The organism is Cronobacter muytjensii ATCC 51329 (assembly GCF_001277195.1).
GTDB classification, from domain to species: Bacteria; Pseudomonadota; Gammaproteobacteria; order Enterobacterales; family Enterobacteriaceae; genus Cronobacter; species Cronobacter muytjensii.
The window spans coordinates 1,451,198-1,466,991 of the sequence record NZ_CP012268.1 but is presented as its reverse complement, the minus strand read 5'-3'; the positions used below and the strand labels follow the sequence as shown (position 1 = coordinate 1,466,991).

At 56.7% G+C, this 15,794-nt stretch carries 15 protein-coding genes, 1 pseudogene and 1 riboswitch; of the genes and pseudogenes, 5 read left to right on the top strand and 11 right to left on the bottom strand.

Annotation, left to right across the window (positions count from 1 at the left end; all coding sequences use genetic code 11):
* Positions 1-137 precede the first annotated feature (137 nt).
* A riboswitch (yybP-ykoY riboswitch) is annotated at positions 138-310 on the top strand.
* A 5-nt stretch (positions 311-315) separates the two neighbouring features.
* Positions 316-882, top strand: coding sequence for a manganese efflux pump MntP (mntP, locus tag AFK63_RS06825; RefSeq protein ID WP_038862413.1), 567 nt, complete (start codon positions 316-318; stop codon positions 880-882).
* Here mntP and rlmA read toward each other — a convergent pair.
* The 6 genes and pseudogenes from rlmA to mgrB all read right to left on the bottom strand — a co-directional run bounded on the left by rlmA (position 879) and on the right by mgrB (position 4,254).
* Entirely contained in the window at positions 879-1,694 is an 816-nt protein-coding gene (gene rlmA / locus AFK63_RS06820; RefSeq protein ID WP_038862412.1) for a 23S rRNA (guanine(745)-N(1))-methyltransferase, read from the bottom strand. The two genes, mntP and rlmA, sit on opposite strands and share 4 nt — an antisense overlap.
* A 153-nt stretch (positions 1,695-1,847) precedes the next feature.
* The gene (gene cspE / locus AFK63_RS06815) at positions 1,848-2,057 is read right to left on the bottom strand and encodes a transcription antiterminator/RNA stability regulator CspE (RefSeq protein WP_004386688.1); all 210 of its coding nucleotides are present in this window, start codon (positions 2,055-2,057) and stop codon (positions 1,848-1,850) included.
* Between the two features lie 15 nt (positions 2,058-2,072).
* Positions 2,073-2,214 (bottom strand): annotated as a pseudogene (locus AFK63_RS20265) (DUF2627 domain-containing protein); the annotation flags it as partial.
* 520 nt (positions 2,215-2,734) lie between these two features.
* Positions 2,735-3,742: an MBL fold metallo-hydrolase gene (locus AFK63_RS06810; RefSeq protein ID WP_038862411.1), complete on the bottom strand. Its 1,008-nt coding sequence runs from the start codon at positions 3,740-3,742 to the stop codon at positions 2,735-2,737.
* Positions 3,743-3,762: 20 nt separating this feature from the next.
* Positions 3,763-4,044, bottom strand: coding sequence for a YebO family protein (locus tag AFK63_RS06805; RefSeq protein ID WP_038862410.1), 282 nt, complete (start codon positions 4,042-4,044; stop codon positions 3,763-3,765).
* A 66-nt stretch (positions 4,045-4,110) separates the two neighbouring features.
* Positions 4,111-4,254, bottom strand: coding sequence for a PhoP/PhoQ regulator MgrB (gene mgrB / locus AFK63_RS06800; protein WP_038862409.1), 144 nt, complete (start codon positions 4,252-4,254; stop codon positions 4,111-4,113).
* A 158-nt stretch (positions 4,255-4,412) separates the two neighbouring features.
* Here mgrB and AFK63_RS06795 point away from each other — a divergent pair, with 158 nt between their 5' ends.
* Positions 4,413-4,652, top strand: coding sequence for a YobH family protein (locus AFK63_RS06795; RefSeq protein ID WP_038862408.1), 240 nt, complete (start codon positions 4,413-4,415; stop codon positions 4,650-4,652).
* Positions 4,653-4,710: 58 nt separating this feature from the next.
* On the opposite strand, the gene kdgR is transcribed toward AFK63_RS06795, so the two are convergent.
* From kdgR to AFK63_RS06770, 5 genes are all read right to left on the bottom strand, one after another.
* The gene (kdgR, locus tag AFK63_RS06790) at positions 4,711-5,502 is read right to left on the bottom strand and encodes a DNA-binding transcriptional regulator KdgR (RefSeq protein ID WP_007714118.1); all 792 of its coding nucleotides are present in this window, start codon (positions 5,500-5,502) and stop codon (positions 4,711-4,713) included.
* Between the two features lie 260 nt (positions 5,503-5,762).
* Entirely contained in the window at positions 5,763-6,644 is an 882-nt protein-coding gene (gene htpX, locus AFK63_RS06785) for a protease HtpX (RefSeq protein ID WP_004386682.1), read from the bottom strand.
* Positions 6,645-6,839: 195 nt separating this feature from the next.
* Positions 6,840-8,888 carry a carboxy terminal-processing peptidase gene (gene prc, locus AFK63_RS06780; RefSeq protein WP_038862404.1) on the bottom strand — a complete coding sequence of 683 codons (2,049 nt, stop codon included), beginning with the start codon at positions 8,886-8,888 and terminating at the stop codon, positions 6,840-6,842.
* A gap of 19 nt (positions 8,889-8,907) precedes the next feature.
* On the bottom strand, positions 8,908-9,597 hold the full coding sequence (proQ, locus tag AFK63_RS06775) for an RNA chaperone ProQ (protein ID WP_038862403.1): 690 nt from the start codon (positions 9,595-9,597) through the stop codon (positions 8,908-8,910).
* A gap of 100 nt (positions 9,598-9,697) precedes the next feature.
* A complete protein-coding gene (locus AFK63_RS06770) occupies positions 9,698-10,192 on the bottom strand; it encodes a GAF domain-containing protein (protein WP_038862402.1) in 495 nt (164 codons plus the stop codon).
* A 128-nt stretch (positions 10,193-10,320) separates the two neighbouring features.
* Between AFK63_RS06770 and yebS the strand changes: the two genes are divergently transcribed.
* The 3 genes from yebS to rsmF all read left to right on the top strand — a co-directional run bounded on the left by yebS (position 10,321) and on the right by rsmF (position 15,725).
* On the top strand, positions 10,321-11,604 hold the full coding sequence (gene yebS, locus AFK63_RS06765) for a membrane integrity lipid transport subunit YebS (RefSeq protein ID WP_038862401.1): 1,284 nt from the start codon (positions 10,321-10,323) through the stop codon (positions 11,602-11,604).
* Positions 11,573-14,206 carry a PqiB family protein gene (locus tag AFK63_RS06760; protein ID WP_038862400.1) on the top strand — a complete coding sequence of 878 codons (2,634 nt, stop codon included), beginning with the start codon at positions 11,573-11,575 and terminating at the stop codon, positions 14,204-14,206. Before yebS ends, AFK63_RS06760 begins: the two co-directional genes overlap by 32 nt.
* 124 nt (positions 14,207-14,330) lie before the next feature.
* Positions 14,331-15,725 (top strand): 16S rRNA (cytosine(1407)-C(5))-methyltransferase RsmF, encoded by a 1,395-nt coding sequence (rsmF, locus tag AFK63_RS06755; protein ID WP_236613097.1) that lies wholly within the window; start codon positions 14,331-14,333, stop codon positions 15,723-15,725.
* Positions 15,726-15,794 lie beyond the last annotated feature (69 nt).

Below are 15,794 nucleotides of genomic sequence, written 5' to 3'. Positions count from 1 at the left end.
CTATATTTCCCGGTGTTTCCTTTCCGTATTTTTTAACATGCCTTTCACGTCCTGCTATTAAGCGAAAACAATTCTCATTTATAACCTGAAGGGTATTACGCGATTATTGTCTTTGCCGTCCGGAATATGGTATGGTTGCGCCCGTCATTGGGGAGTAGCCAATTTCCGGTCAGGAAATGTACGCGTCAACATACTCGTTGCAAAACGTGGCGCGTACGGACTGAAGCCCTTTCAGTCAGGCGAGACCATTGCACGCTGCTGCTGTTTACTGGGGGCGGTCGGCGTGTATATGGAGATCCCGGTCAGGACCTGTGTATGAATCTTTCCGCAACCCTGCTTCTCGCTTTCGGCATGTCAATGGACGCGTTCGCGGCGTCTATCGGCAAAGGCGCCACGCTGCACAAACCGAAATTCTCCGACGCCCTGCGCACGGGTCTGATCTTTGGGATTATCGAAGCCATCACCCCGCTCCTGGGCTGGCTCCTGGGCCTGCTGGCCACGCAATTTGTACTGACCTGGAATCACTGGATTGCCTTCGTGCTGCTGGTGTTCCTGGGCGGTCGAATGATCCTCGAAGGCATGCGCGGCGGCGGCGATGATGAGCCGGAAAAAACCCGCCGCCACAGTTTTTTACTACTGGTCACTACCGCATTCGCCACCAGCCTTGATGCGATGGCGGTCGGCGTCGGTCTCGCTTTTCTTCAGGTTGATATCATAAAAACCGCGCTCGCCATCGGTTGCGCCACGCTGATAATGTCTACGCTCGGCATGATGATAGGCCGCTTTATCGGCCCGCTGCTCGGCAAACGGGCGGAAATTCTGGGTGGCGTGGTGCTGATTGGCATCGGCTGTCAGATCCTCTGGAGCCATTTCGCGGGCTAAGCGTCGCGTCGCCACAACCGCAGACAAAAATCAGTTTCACAGGCGAATGACGTCTGTTCGCGCAGCGTCTGCCAGACGTCAGAGCGCGCACGCCAGGCAAACGGCGTCATCTGCAGCAGCGTCGTCGCCTCTTCGCCATTCAGACGCATTTCATAACTCAACGTCTGCTCGTCTGCCAACGTAAAGCCCGGCAGGGACTCCTTATTCGGCGCATGCAGCCGCACCTCATCATAGATAAGCCCTTTGAGCTGAACTAAATGCCGCGGCCCCGGCGTCACGGTCATAACCACCGCGCCGGGTTTCACCACGCGCGCCAGCTCCTGCGCTTTACAGGGGGCGTAAATACGCACGACCGCGTCAAAAAACGCGTCGGGGAACGGCAGACGGTGGCTTGATGCCACACAAAACGCGATGTCAGCATAACGCTTCGCGGCAGCGCGGATGGCGCTGCGCGAGACATCAAGCCCCCAGCTTTGTCCGGCGCGGGCCGTCGTCAGCGCCGCAAAAGCGCGGGTGTAATACCCTTCCCCACAGCCGATATCAAGCAGCGTCGCGCCATCATCCGGCAGATGCGCCGCCAGCATCTGCGCGGCGCGGTCGCGCAGCGGCGCATAATGTCCGGCGTCAAGAAAGGCGCGGCGCGCCTGCATCATTTCGCTGCTGTCGCCCGGATCGCGCGAGCGCTTGTGCTGCACCGGCAGCAGATTGACATACCCTTCCTTCGCGATATCGAACTGGTGATGACTGGCGCAGCGAAAGCTTTTTGCTTGCGCCAGAAGCGGCAAATGGCAAAGGGGGCAGAGATAAGACATGGCGACTCCGAAACAGCGCAAAGCGCGAAGTTTAACGTGATTCGGCAGATGGGGAAACGCTGAGGCGCATTATGCATGAAAAAGCCCCGCCAGAGGGCGGGGCTTTAGAATAGCTGGCCGGTGAAACAAGGCACCGGGTCAGTTTAAGTGCGATTAGATAGCAACTACGTTAACAGCTGCCGGACCTTTCTGGCCGTCCTGAATCTCGAACTCAACGTTCTGGCCTTCAGCCAGAGTTTTGAAGCCATTACCCTGAATAGCAGAGAAGTGTACGAACACATCTTTGCTGCCGTCAGCCGGAGTAATGAAACCAAAACCTTTAGATTCGTTGAACCACTTAACTTGACCTTTAATCTTTGCCATTTCGCAAATTCCTTCAATTGTTTTGTTCGCCCGCAGGCGCTGACTTAGATAAAACAGAGACATTACTGCTTGAGGCACTAAAATAAGGTTCGGCAGAGAAGCGGTATTCAACGACAACGTGTTTACTCAGGACTTCTTTACTGAAAATGCCACACATAAACAGAACTGTACCTCGTTTAACCCAAAACTTGTTATCACATACAACGTAACCAATGGCAAGCCATTTTTATACGCTGCACGATCTGTCGCACAGATTCCTTAACAGATCGCTATGTGACTGACAATAAAGCACAGAAGGGGCGCACATGGCCCCGCGAAGCGAGGTTCTGCCGCCCGACTCCGGCATGTTGCCAGAATGCACACTTTAAACGTAGCCCAATAGTTTCACTTCGTCCAGGCGACACGAGATTATGTTTATCGCTTTTTCTGCTTTGTTATTATTTCTGCAAAAGCTTATTCATTAATGTCGTTAAACTCCATTTTAACGAAGCTTTATTACAGCCTGACGGCAGTAAACAATGTACAAATCAAAAAAATTTGTACAAGCCATTTTCGTCATGCACCAAAATAATGACAATTTAATGAAAATGCCTCAAAAAGAGGCAAGCGCAATAAGACAATGTGATTAATAAATCAGCCAGCCAGAAGTAAATTTAACCAGCCCGATATATTCTTGTTTAACGTTTATTTGCCGCCAGCGATAAATATTCACCGATACGGCGCGGCGCGAACGTTGCTGCTTTTTCGCCGCGTTCAGTAAGTGCGCTCATCAGCTCTGCTGGCGGCGCGTCCAGAGATTCATCCGCCAGTTCAAAAACCCCCCAGTGGATAGGAATGGCAAGCGGTCTGCCCGCGTGCTGCCAAAGCTCAACCGCGTGTTGCGGATCCATATGGTGCGGCGCCATAAACCAGCGTGGCGCGTAAGCCCCGATAGGAATGGCCGCACCAGTGAGCGGCCCGAGGCGGCGGGGGATCTCAAGCAACTCAGGCGTGTACCCGCTGTCGCCGCTGAACCAGAAGCGCTGCGACGCGCTCTCCATTACCCAGCCACACCACAACGAGCGGTTCCGGTCCCACAGCGTGCGCATGCTCCAGTGCTGCGCGGGCACGGCGGTCATCCGCAGCCCTTCCCATTCCCGGCTATCCCACCAGTCGAGTTCAGTGACGTGACCGATGCCGCGTTTCGTAAACCACCCTTTCAGGCCCAGCGGCACAAAAAATGCCGCGTCAGGAAATCGCTTTGCAAGCCGGCGTATCGTGCTGCTATCAAGGTGATCGTAGTGATTATGAGAAATCAGCACCGCGTCGAGGCGCGGCAGGCGGGCAAGCTCCAGCGGCAACGGCGTTTTACGGGCGGGGCCATAGAAGCTGACGGGTGAAGCGCGACGCGAAAAGAGCGGATCGGTGAGCAGGTAACGGCCGTTGAGACGAAGCAGCAGCGTGGCGTGGCCGAGCCACCAGACGCCATCATCTTCGCCGTCAATAACGGCGGGTTGCCACCACTGGCGGATGAACGCCTCGTACCCCCCGGAAGGCGGCCGAGGCAACCCCTGGGCTTTACGTTCATCCTGCCAGCGGCGCAAATCGCCGGGCTGATGCCCGACGTCGTGCGTATTGCAAAAGCCGTCAGGGCGGTGATGGGCTTTCGAGGGATCGTACCAGGGATTTTTCCAGACCATGCCCATCACCTCGCTGGCGTTGGCAATTAACGTTCAGCCACCAGGCGGACAAACCCGTCATCGTCATCCTGAGTAGCGGCGGGAGCAGCGCTCGGTGCCTCTGGCTCGTTGGCATCGCAAAGGCGACGCAACAGCGCCGTTTGTCGTTTTTCCTGCTCAAGCAGCGCTTCCAGCAGTTCCACCTGCTGGTTGGCGCGCACGCTCGCGCGGTTGATAAAGAACCAGGCGACCAGCGCCACGATGATGCCCGCCAGAGACATCGCCAGGGAAACGAAATTTAATGCACCAGAATTTACAATGTCATTCATGCTAACCACCTCAAAGTAACGCGCTATCTTACCACCGCCGCGGCGTAAGGGCATCGGTCTCAGGCGTTACCAGGGGATGAACTTATTGATAGTGCAAATGCCGCTGAAAAACTGAACGTCCTGATCGCACATGACATTGATCGTCTGCGTCCACAACAATACACAGGCCACCAGCACGGCCAGCAAAATAGCCCATCTCAATTTTTTCACTACCTTCTCCGTTACGGCATTCACGGGTCCAAATTATCACGGAAACCTTAAACCAAATATCACTGTAACGTTAAGTCACGTAATCCGGAATCCTCTCCTTGTGACGCAGCGGCACACGCGGCAGGCTGTCCGCCTGAACGTTAACAAACGGAGCCGTTATGCGCTATTTGATTCGTGTTGTCGCGCTGTTGTTCGTGGTCTGGATTGCACTGCTTTTCAGCGGTTATGGCATATTGATTGGCAGCCATGAGAATGCCGCAGGTTTGGGGCTGCAGTGCCGTTATCTGACAGCGAGACAGGTGGTCAACGCGCAGTTTATTCACTCTGACAGTGGGCTTATCGGCATTACCGCCTGCCCGGTGCTGCGCAAAAGCGAAACCGTAGTGGATAACGGCTAATGCGCGCCAAGGAAAAAGCCGCAGGCTGGCTGCGGCTTTTTTTCAGCACGGACTGTTATCAGAACGGATAACTGTTATACCCCATCTGCTCGGAAATTTTCCGCGCAGCCGTATGCAGAATTTCCACATACTCGTGCAGGCGCTCTTCGGAGAAGCGCAGCGTCGGGAACGAGATGCTCAGCCCCGCGATCACCACCCCGAAGCGGTCGAATACCGGCACCGCGATGCAGCGCAGCCCTTCTTCCTGCTCTTCGTTATCTTCGCCGTAACCGTGCTCGCGCACCTGATCCAAGACCGGCAGCAGCGCGTCGGTGGAGACGATTGTGCGATCAGTGCTGCGTTTATACTCAACGCCTTCGAGGATCTGACGAACTTCGTCTCGGTCGCGCCAGGCCAGCAATACTTTACCGATAGCGGTGCTGTAGAGCGGATTGCGGCGGCCGATGCGCGAATACATGCGCAGGTTATACATTGAGTCGATTTTATGGATGTAGACAATGCTGTCTTCATCCAGCGCGCCCAGGTGAATGGTTTCTTTCGTCAGACGCGACAGTTCACGCATCTGAATATCCGCGCTGCGGATAAGGTCGACATTCTGTAACGCGCGGGCGCCCAGTTCAAACAGCTTGAGGGTCAGGGAGTACTTTTCCGACTCCCCTTCCTGCGCGACATAGCCCAGAGATTTCATGGTCTGCAAAAAGCGGTAAACGGTGCTTTTTGACATCATGACGCGCTGCGACAATTCGGTGATACCAATTTCCCGTTCTTCACCCAACGCCTGCAAAATACCAAAGACCTTGAGCACCGAAGAGACGGAGTCAGGCTGTTTATCTAATTCTGCGATTGCCATTGATCACCTCGATCGCATTTGTTTTATAAAAATCAGAACCGGTTTTTATTATAAATTCGGGGCGTCACCGCCGCAATGAATCTGTGCCTGATGGTGGCAAATCTGCGACATCAGGCCTGATTATGCATGAAGGATATATCGTGAACGGCAGATCAACCGCTTAGAATGCGTCAACCACCTTAAAGCCGCGTTTAGCCTGGCGCTTTCGGGTATAAAAAAAGCGCGCCCGCGGGCACGCTTTTGTTGAGTTAACGGCGCGATTACTTGAGGTATTCACCGCTACGCAGCGCTTCGATACGTTTATCCAGCGGCGGGTGCGTCATGAAGAGTTCGCTCAGCGATTTCGATTTACCGTTGATGCAGAACGCCATCATGCTGCTCGCTTCCTGCGGCTCATAGCTCGTTTTCAATCGCTGAAGCGCGGCAATCATCTTCTCGCGGCCGACCAGTTTCGCCGAGCCTGCGTCGGCGTGAAACTCACGGTAGCGCGAGAACCACATGGTGATGATGCTCGCCAGAATACCGAACACCAGCTCCAGCACGGTTGCCACCGCGAAATAAATCAGCGGGTTGCCGTTGCTCTCTTCGCCCTCGTCGCGGTTTCCGCCAAGGAACCCTGCCGCTACCTGCGCGATAATGCGCGAAATAAAGATAACGAAGGTGTTTACCACGCCCTGAATCAGGGTCATCGTCACCATGTCACCATTGGCGATATGGCTGATTTCGTGGGCGATAACCGCCTCCGCTTCATCGCGGCTCATATTCTGTAAAAGCCCGGTACTGACAGCCACCAGCGAGGCATCACGGCGCGCGCCGGTCGCAAACGCGTTAATATCCGGCGCATGATAAATCGCCACCTGCGGCATCGCGATGCCCGCCTGGCGTGATTGCTGCGCCACGGTATCCATTAGCCAGCGTTCCGTTTCGTTACGCGGCGCTTCGATAACCTCGCCGCCTACCGATTTCAGCGCCATCCATTTGGACATCAGCAGCGAAACGATCGAGCCGCCGAAGCCAAACAGCAGCGCCATGATCAGAAGGCCCGTCACGCTGCTTGACTGGATCCCTGTCAGGCTGAGCACCAGACCGAACACCACCATGACGGCCAGGTTAGTCAACAGGAAAAGCGCAATTCGCATCATAATTTTCTTTTTACCTCGGTTTAACAATACGCCTTATGCGATTACACACATCGTAGGGGCGCGCACGCCGTTTTCAAGCATCACAGGCTGGCAAGTCTCTAAAAATACGAAACTTTACATTTTGTAGCATTTCGCTGACGGGGGGATAACACGACGCTAAAAAAACCGGCGCATCATCTGCGCCGGTTGGGGAGTTTACTTCTTCGCGGCATCGGCCTGCGCCGTGCTCTCTTTGGTCATATCCGCCAGATCGAGCGCGATATGGACCGTTTCATCGAGATACGGATCCGGCTCCTGATAATCCTTCGGCAGATCGTCGAGTTTCGCCAGCGGCGGTTTCCCGGCGCGCTTCAGGCGGTCGTTGATACGCGCCAGCCGGGTTGCGTCATCTTCGCGGTTCTCTTTTTCACGCTGAGCCAGATTAAGCGATACGATATTACGCTTATCTTTCATGGCGTTAAAACGAGCAATGTCCTTGATGATGTACTGAAACTCCGGATCTTTCGCGATACGATCGTTATGATTTTTGAGCAGTACAGGGCCGACCGGTTTGAGATCGCCTGACTTCTCATACGTGGCGGCGTTGATGCTATCCCACGGCAGCGCGTTATCCTCGAATTTCTCACCGGTTTCGGTCTCTTCATTGCCGGTCGGCATGATGATGTCCGGCGTCACCCCTTTACGCTGGGTGCTGCCGCCGTTGACACGGTAGAACTTCTGGATGGTGTACTGCACTGAACCCAACGCCGGCCATTCCGGACGCAGCATCTGATCGTAGATGCGGTTCAGCGAACGATACTGCTGCACGGTGCCCTTCCCGAAGGTCGGCTCGCCGACAATCAGCGCGCGGCCATAATCCTGCATTGCGGCGGCGAAAATCTCAGACGCCGAGGCGCTGAAACGGTCGACCATCACCACCAGCGGGCCTTTGTAATAGACCACGCCATCGGTATCGCGATCTTCACGCACCTTGCCGTTGTTATCACGCACCTGAACTACCGGGCCGGACGGGATAAACAGACCAGAGAGCGAAACCGCCTCGGTCAACGCTCCGCCGCCGTTGGAGCGCAGGTCAATAATTACCCCGCTGACGTTCTGTTTCTCAAGCTTCTGGAGCTGCACTTTCACGTCATCGGTGAGACCAACGTAGAAGCCAGGAATATCCAGCACGCCGATTTTTTCTTTACCGACATTTTTCACTGACATCTTCACGGCACGGTCTTCAAGACGTATGCGCTCACGCGTCAGCGTAATAATGCGGGTTTTAGTGCCTTTACCGGCAGGCAGGATCTCAAGGCGCACTTTGCTGCCCTTCGGCCCTTTAATCAACGCCACGACGTCATCAAGACGCCAGCCGATGACATCCTGCATCTGCTGACCCACCTGGCCGACACCGACAATACGATCGCCAACGCTAATCGCCTTGCTTTTCGCAGCCGGACCGCCTGCGACCATGGAGTTGATAACGGTGTAATCGTCGTCCATTTGCAGTACCGCGCCGATGCCCTCAAGCGAGAGGCTCATTTCGGTGTTGAACTGTTCGGTGCTGCGCGGTGAGAGATAATTGGTGTGCGGGTCGATTTCGTGCGCGAAGGCGGTCATCGCCAGCGAGAACACATCTTCACTGTTGGTTTGCGCCAGGCGACGGATCGCGAATTTATAACGCTTGGTCAGTGTTTCGCGAATTTCCGCATCGGTTTTGCCGGTCAGCTTCAGGCTCAGCTCGTCATATTTGACTTTGCCGTCCCAGAGCTTATTCAGCTCCGCTTCGCTGGCAGGCCAGGGCGCCTTGCTGCGATCGATATCAAACGTATCGTTACCGGTGAAATCCATCGGTCTTTCGAGCACTTTCAGCGCGTATTGATAGCGCTCAAAACGGCGCTGCTGTGCCAGATTATAGAGATCGTAAAACACGTCGAGCTTGCCGCTGCGCAGTTCGTCGCCGATCTGGCCCTTTTTCTTCGCGAACTGTTCAACGTCACCCGCCAGCAGCACGTTATGGCTGTAGTCGAGCAGGTTGAGGTAGCGATCGAAGATTTTGGCGGAGAAGGCTTCGTTAAGATCGAACTGGCGATAGTGAGAGCGGGTGAACCGGGAGGTCACGCGCTCGCTTACTGTGGCATGCTGCGGTTCTTCTTTAAGAACCGGGATCTGGTCAGGACGGGTAATGTCATCCACGGCCAACGCCTGGCCCGCCATCAGCAGCAGGCCGGCGACGGCGGTAAGCTTAAAAAAAGTGTTCATGCCCTGGTTGACCTCCGTTTCAGAACAATAAATGTTCTGCGCGTACAATCATCGACATACCAGAAGTCAGCTGTACACGGACGCCATCTTTGGTAATTTCCTGCACGGTGGCGTCCATCGCGTTATTGCCTGCTTTCACCTTAATAGCCTGGCCGACGCTGAGCGCCGTGATGTCAGATACCGGGGTGTGACGTTCTTCACGCGCAGGGCGTGGCGCTTTAGCAGCAGCGGCTTTAGCCGGACGAGGTTTACGCTCGGCGTTTTCCTTACGGCGCGGAGCCGGACGCGGCTTACGTTCACGACGCTCTGCGCCGTTTTCTTCGCCTTCAGCGCCTGCCGCTTCGCGTTTTTTCGCCTGCTGCTCGGCGCGCTGCGCCTGAACGCGGGCTTTCGCTTCTTCAAGCTGCTTGCGGGCGTGTTCTACGTGCTGCTCTTCCAGCACGCCGCACGGATTGCCGTCAAGGTCGACACGCGTCGCGCCAGGCTTAATACCGTAAAGGTAGCGCCAGCTCGACGTATAAAGACGTAATGCGGAACGCAGTTGCGTTTTGCTGAGGTTCATTTCGCCCTCAACGCGCTCCACCAGATCCTGAAAAATGCCGATCTTCAGAGGACGCGCTTCGCCTTCAGCACTGAAACACTGCGGAAAACGTTCGGCCAGAAAGGCGATAACTTCTTTACTGCTATTCAACTTAGGTTGATTTTCCATGAAATTTCCTGATTACAACGGATGTTGCCAACAAGCCGCAGGCATGAACAGGCGTCATTATAATGACGCCATCGGTAAATGCCACGTTATCCGTTGCTTATCATGCGTCTGGCGCAAAGAATTTTTTAAAGTCAGTACCCGCAATAACGGCTTCAAGCTGCTCTACCAGGGTACGCAGGCCTTGTTCGTCGTCGGCATCGAAGCGGTTAAAGACGGTGCTGTCGATATCCAGCACGCCGAAAACCTGACCGTTAACGCGCAGCGGCAGTACGATTTCGGCATTGCTGGACGCGTCACAGGCAATGTGGCCATCGAAGGCATGCACGTCATCCACGCGTTGCACTTCGCCGGTCGCAACGGCGGTTCCGCACACGCCACGGCCATAAGGGATGCGCACGCAGGCGATTTTGCCCTGGAACGGGCCGAGCACCAGCGTTTTGTCTTCCAGAAGGTAGAACCCTGCCCAGTTTACGCCATCAAGACGTTCGAACAGCAGCGCGCTGGTATTCGCGAGCGTCGCCAGAAAACTGGTTTCCCCTGCCATAAGGGATTGAAAATCGCGATTGAGTTCCGCGTAAAATTGTGTTTTGTTCATTAATCCGATCGCTTTGTTGTCTTACTTACTCTGCCAGCCTACTAAAATAAGCATTAAATGCGCTCATGCTCAAGATTAATCATTTCATGAGTTACGATAACAGAATCATATAAAATAATGCTTCGCACATGGCACTCAAAACCCAACAGCTTTCTCCTGGCAAAAAACTGACCATTCACGCCATCGGCGAGCCGTTGCCGATGGAACATTATCAGCGTTGTCCGCAATGCGATATCCTTTTTATGCTGCCTGTGGTCAAGTCCAACCAGACCGCGCACTGCCCGCGTTGCGACGCGAAAATCCGCGACGGGCGCGACTGGTCGCTCACCCGGCTGGCGGCAATGGCGATAACAATGCTGCTGCTGATGCCGTTTGCTTACAGCGAGCCATTGCTGCGTCTCTACCTGCTCGGCACGCGCATCGACGCTAATCTCTTTCAGGGCATCTGGCAGATGACCCGTCAGGGCGACACCATCACCGCCGCGATGGTACTGTTTTGCGCGGTTGGCGCGCCCGCCACGCTGGTGGCCGCCATCGCGTATCTCTGGTTTGGCAATATCCTCGGCATGAACCTGCGGCCGGTGCTTCTGATGCTGGAGCGGTTGCGCGAATGGGTGATGCTCGATATCTATCTGGTGGGCATCGGCGTCGCATCTATCAAGGTGCGCGAATACGCCTGGCTTGAGCCGGGGATCGGGCTGCTGGCATTTGTGGCGCTGGTGGTGCTGAGCGTGATGACGCTGATTCATCTTAATGTGGAACAACTCTGGGAACGGTTTTACCCGCAGCGCCCCGCCACCCGCTACCACGAGGATCTCCGCGTCTGTCTGGGCTGCCATTACACCGGCGTGCCGGATAAACGCGGTCGCTGCTCGCGCTGCCACATTCCCCTGCGCCGCCGCCGCCGTCAGAGCCTGCAAAAATGCTGGGCGGCGCTGATTGCCTCGATGGTCTTTCTGCTGCCCGCCAACCTGCTGCCGATCTCCATTATCTATATCAACGGCGCGCGCCAGGAAGATACGATCATGTCAGGCATCGTCTCGCTGGCGCAGAGCAACATTCTGGTGGCGGCCGTAGTGTTCATTGCCAGTATTCTGGTGCCCTTTACCAAAGTGCTGGTGCTGCTGACGCTGCTGGTGAGTATCCATTTCAAATGCCAGCAGGGGCTGCGTACGCGCATTCTGATGCTGCGACTGGTGGCCTGGATTGGCCGCTGGTCGATGCTCGATCTGTTTGTGATTTCTCTTACGATGTCGCTGGTCAACCGCGATCAGCTGTTGTCGTTTGTCATGGGGCCGGCTGCGTTTTATTTCGGCGCAGCGGTGATTTTGACTATTCTTGCTGTTGAATGGCTGGACAGCCGCTTACTTTGGGACGCACATGAGTCAGGAAACGCCCGCTTCACAGACTGAAGCGCGAATTAAAACAAAACGTCGCATCTCTCCGTTCTGGTTACTGCCCGTTATCGCTTTGCTGATTGCGGGCTGGCTTATCTGGACAACCTATGAGGAGCGAGGCACAACCGTCACTATCGATTTCATGTCCGCCGACGGGATCGTCGCCGGGCGCACACCGGTGCGCTATCAGGGCGTCGAGGTCGGCACCGTTCAGGATATCCGCCTGAGCGATGACCTGAATAAAATCGAAGTCACGGTCAGTATTAAAAGTGATATGAAAGACGCCCTGCGCGATCAGACGCAATTCTGGCTGGTGACGCCGAAAGCGTCGCTTGCAGGCGTCTCAGGGCTGGACGCGCTGGTCGGCGGCAACTACATCGGCATGATGCCGGGCGAAGGCGAGCCGCGCGACCACTTCCGCGCGCTCGATACCCAGCCCAAATACCGGCTTAACACGGGCGAGTTGATGATTCATCTACACGCGCCGGATCTCGGCTCGCTGAACAGCGGCTCGCTGGTCTATTACCGCAAAATCCCGGTCGGGCGGGTTTATGACTACTCGATTAACACCGACAAACAGGGTGTGACCATTGACGTTATCATCGAACGTCGCTTCACCAATCTGGTGAAAAAAGGCAGCCGTTTCTGGAACGTCTCGGGCGTGAAAACCAACATCGGGCTGAGCGGCGCCAAAGTGGAGCTGGAGAGCCTGGCGGCGCTGGTCAACGGGGCTATCGCCTTTGACTCGCCGGCGGACTCCGCCCACGCCGACCAGAACGACACGTTCGGGTTGTATGAAGATCTTGCCCACAGCCAGCGCGGTGTACTCGTGAAACTCGATTTACCTGGCGGCCAGGGGCTGAAGGAAAATTCCACGCCGCTAATGTATCAGGGCCTTGAAGTAGGTACGCTGACTAAACTCAATCTCAACCCAGGCGGCGCGGTCACCGGCGAGCTGACCGTCGACCCGAGCGTCGTCAATCTGCTGCGCGACGGCACGCGCATTGAGATGCACAGCCCGAAACTCTCGCTTAATAATCCGGAAATCAGCACGCTGCTGACTGGCAGTACGCTGGAACTGGTACCGGGCGAAGGCCAGCCGCGCAACCATTTTGTGGTGTTGCCGGATGACAAAACCCCGCTGCAAAAGCCTGGCGTGTTGACCCTGACGCTGCATGCGCCGGAGAGCTACGGCATCGACGCCGGACAGCCGGTTATCCTGCACGGCATTCAGATAGGCCAGGTGCTGGAGCGCTCGCTGAATGCCAAAGGCGTCAGCTTCTCCGTCGCTATTGATCCGCAATATCGCGATCTGGTGAAAGGCGACAGCAAGTTTGTGGTGAACAGCCGCGTGGATGTCAAAGTCGGCCTCGACGGCGTCGAGTTTCTCGGCGCCAGCGCCAGCGAATGGCTGAGCGGCGGCATTCGTGTGCTGCCGGGCGAAAAAGGCGAGATGAAAGACGATTATCCGCTCTACGCCAATCTGGAAAAAGCGGTGGAGAACAGCCTGAGCGATCTGCCGACCACGACGCTGACGCTCACCGCCGAAAGCCTGCCGGACGTACAGGCGGGCTCGGTCGTGCTGTATCGTAAGTTTGAAGTGGGCGAAGTCATCACCGTGCGCCCGCGCGCCAACGCGTTTGATATCGAAGTGCATATTAAGCCGGAGTATCGCAAACTCCTCACGCCGAACAGCGTCTTCTGGGCCGAGGGCGGCGCGAAAGTGCAGTTGAACGGCAGCGGACTGACGGTGCAGGCCTCGCCGCTCTCCCGCGCGCTTAAAGGCGCCATCAGCTTCGATAATCTTAATGGCGCGGGTGCGGGCCTTGGCGAAAAAGATAAGCGCACGCTCTATCCGTCAGAGACCGCCGCCCGCGCAGTGGGCAGCCAGATAACCCTGCACGCCTTTGACGCCGGGAAAATCGCGGCGGGTATGCCCATTCGCTATCTCGGTATCAACATTGGCCAGATTGAGTCGCTGAAGCTCATTACCGAGCGCAACGAGGTGCAGGCGACGGCGGTGCTCTACCCCGAATACGTTAACACCTTCGCGCGCGCCGGCACGCGATTCTCGGTGGTGACGCCGCAAATCTCCGCCGCGGGCGTCGAAAACCTCGACACCATCCTGCAGCCCTATATTAACGTCGAGCCGGGACGCGGGCCGGGCCGCCGTAGCTTTGAGTTGCAGGAAGCGACGATCACGGACTCTCGCTATCTCGACGGCCTGAGCATTGTGGTGGAAGCCCCTGAAGCGGGTTCGCTGAACATCGGCACGCCGGTGCTGTTCCGCGGCATCGAAGTGGGCACGGTCACCGGCATGTCGCTTGGCAGCCTCTCTGATCGCGTAATGGTGTCGATGCGTATCAGCAAGCGTTATCAGCATCTGGTTCGTGAAAACTCCGTGTTCTGGCTCGCCTCCGGCTACAGCCTGAACTTCGGGCTGGTAGGCGGCGTGGTGAAAACCGGCACGTTTAACCAGTTCATTCGCGGCGGCATCGCGTTCGCCACCCCGCCACAGACGCCAGTCGCGCCGAAAGCGCAGGCCGGTAAGCACTTCCTGTTGCAGGACAGCGAGCCGAAAGAGTGGCGCCAGTGGGGGACTGCCCTGCCTCGTTAACGCCAGCGCCCCGGTGTCACGCCGGGGCGTTTGTGCTACACTTCGCGCCCTCTTTTTCTGCCCGCTGAGGTGTGCTGTGGCGCAATCCGGTTCTGTCTGCCTTCCTGAGGCTTTTCTTGATGTTATGCGTGATGCGATGCCCGCAGGGCTTGCGATGGACGATTTCATCGCTGCCTGCCAGCGCCCGCTGCGCCGCAGCATTCGCGTTAACACGCTCAAAATCAGCGTCGAGGCGTTTCTCGCGCAGGTCGCCCCCTATGGGTGGCAACTGACGCCGGTGCCCTGGTGCGCGGAAGGTTTCTGGATAGAGCGTGATGACGACGAGGCGCTGCCGCTTGGCAGTACCGCCGAACATTTAAGCGGTCAGTTTTATATTCAGGAAGCAAGCTCCATGCTGCCGGTGGCGGCGCTCTTCGCCGACGGCAACACGCCCGCACGGGTCATGGATGTCGCCGCCGCGCCGGGCTCGAAAACCACTCAAATCGCCGCGCTGATGCAAAACCAGGGTTTTATACTCGCCAATGAATATTCCGCGAGCCGGGTCAAAGTGCTGCATGCCAATATCAGCCGCTGCGGCATCCGCAACGTCGGCCTCACTCACTTTGACGGGCGCGTTTTCGGCGCCGCGCTCCCTGAACAGTTCGACGCGATCCTTCTTGACGCGCCCTGCTCCGGCGAAGGCGTGGTAAGAAAAGATCCGGACGCGCTGCGCAACTGGTCGCCACAAAGCAATCAGGAGATTGCCGCTACCCAGCGCGAGCTTATCGACAGCGCGTTTCACGCGCTCGCGCCCGGCGGCACGCTGGTTTATTCCACCTGCACGCTGAACCGCGAAGAAAATCAGCAAACGGTGCGCTGGCTGCTGGCGCGCTATCCGCAGGCGGTGGAGATACTCTCGCTTGAGGGGCTATTCCCCGGCGCGGAGGCGGCGCTGACCGATGAGGGTTTCCTGCACGTCTTTCCGCAGATTTACGACTGCGAAGGCTTTTTTGTCGCGCGGCTGCGTAAAACCGCCCCGGTCGCGCCGCTGCCCGCGCCGACCTATAAAGTCGGCGCTTTCCCTTTTGCCCCGATGAAAACCCGCGAGGCGCAGGCGGTCATCGCGGCGGCTGGCAAGGTGGGGCTGGTCTGGGATGAGACGCTGGCCCTGTGGCAGCGTGATAAAGAGATCTGGCTGTTCCCGCAGGCGTTCACGCCGTTTATCGGCAAGGTACGATTCTCACGCACTGGCGTTCGGCTGGCTGAGGTCCATAATAAAGGGTACCGCTGGCAGCATGAGGCTGTGGTGGCGCTTGCCGGGAGCGATAACCCGCTCGCGTTTGAGCTCACCGCCGAAGAGGCGCAGGAGTGGTATCGCGGGCGCGATGTCTGGCCGCAGACACCGCCGGATGCTGATGACGTCATCGTCACCTTCCAGCGCCAGCCGTTGGGCCTTGCGAAAAAAGTCGGTAGCCGGCTCAAGAACAGTTATCCGCGCGAGCTGGTGCGCGACGGCGTGCTGTTCGCAACGCCCGTATAAGGCGAACAAAAAATCATCGCTGAGTTTTTGGCATTTCCTGCGCTTTTGACTATGCTAAAAGTGGGGCCT

What these genes read in the sequence shown, in the direction of transcription:
- mntP (WP_038862413.1), top strand. Translation starts at nt 316, where the DNA reads ATGAATCTTTCCGCAACCCTGCTTCTCGCTTTCGGCATGTCAATGGAC.
- rlmA (WP_038862412.1), bottom strand. Translation starts at nt 1,694, where the DNA reads ATGTCTTATCTCTGCCCCCTTTGCCATTTGCCGCTTCTGGCGCAAGCA.
- cspE (WP_004386688.1), bottom strand. Translation starts at nt 2,057, where the DNA reads ATGGCAAAGATTAAAGGTCAAGTTAAGTGGTTCAACGAATCTAAAGGT.
- AFK63_RS06810 (WP_038862411.1), bottom strand. Translation starts at nt 3,742, where the DNA reads ATGGGCATGGTCTGGAAAAATCCCTGGTACGATCCCTCGAAAGCCCAT.
- AFK63_RS06805 (WP_038862410.1), bottom strand. Translation starts at nt 4,044, where the DNA reads ATGAATGACATTGTAAATTCTGGTGCATTAAATTTCGTTTCCCTGGCG.
- AFK63_RS06795 (WP_038862408.1), top strand. Translation starts at nt 4,413, where the DNA reads ATGCGCTATTTGATTCGTGTTGTCGCGCTGTTGTTCGTGGTCTGGATT.
- kdgR (WP_007714118.1), bottom strand. Translation starts at nt 5,502, where the DNA reads ATGGCAATCGCAGAATTAGATAAACAGCCTGACTCCGTCTCTTCGGTG.
- htpX (WP_004386682.1), bottom strand. Translation starts at nt 6,644, where the DNA reads ATGATGCGAATTGCGCTTTTCCTGTTGACTAACCTGGCCGTCATGGTG.
- prc (WP_038862404.1), bottom strand. Translation starts at nt 8,888, where the DNA reads ATGAACACTTTTTTTAAGCTTACCGCCGTCGCCGGCCTGCTGCTGATG.
- proQ (WP_038862403.1), bottom strand. Translation starts at nt 9,597, where the DNA reads ATGGAAAATCAACCTAAGTTGAATAGCAGTAAAGAAGTTATCGCCTTT.
- AFK63_RS06770 (WP_038862402.1), bottom strand. Translation starts at nt 10,192, where the DNA reads ATGAACAAAACACAATTTTACGCGGAACTCAATCGCGATTTTCAATCC.
- yebS (WP_038862401.1), top strand. Translation starts at nt 10,321, where the DNA reads ATGGCACTCAAAACCCAACAGCTTTCTCCTGGCAAAAAACTGACCATT.
- AFK63_RS06760 (WP_038862400.1), top strand. Translation starts at nt 11,573, where the DNA reads ATGAGTCAGGAAACGCCCGCTTCACAGACTGAAGCGCGAATTAAAACA.
- rsmF (WP_236613097.1), top strand. Translation starts at nt 14,331, where the DNA reads ATGCGTGATGCGATGCCCGCAGGGCTTGCGATGGACGATTTCATCGCT.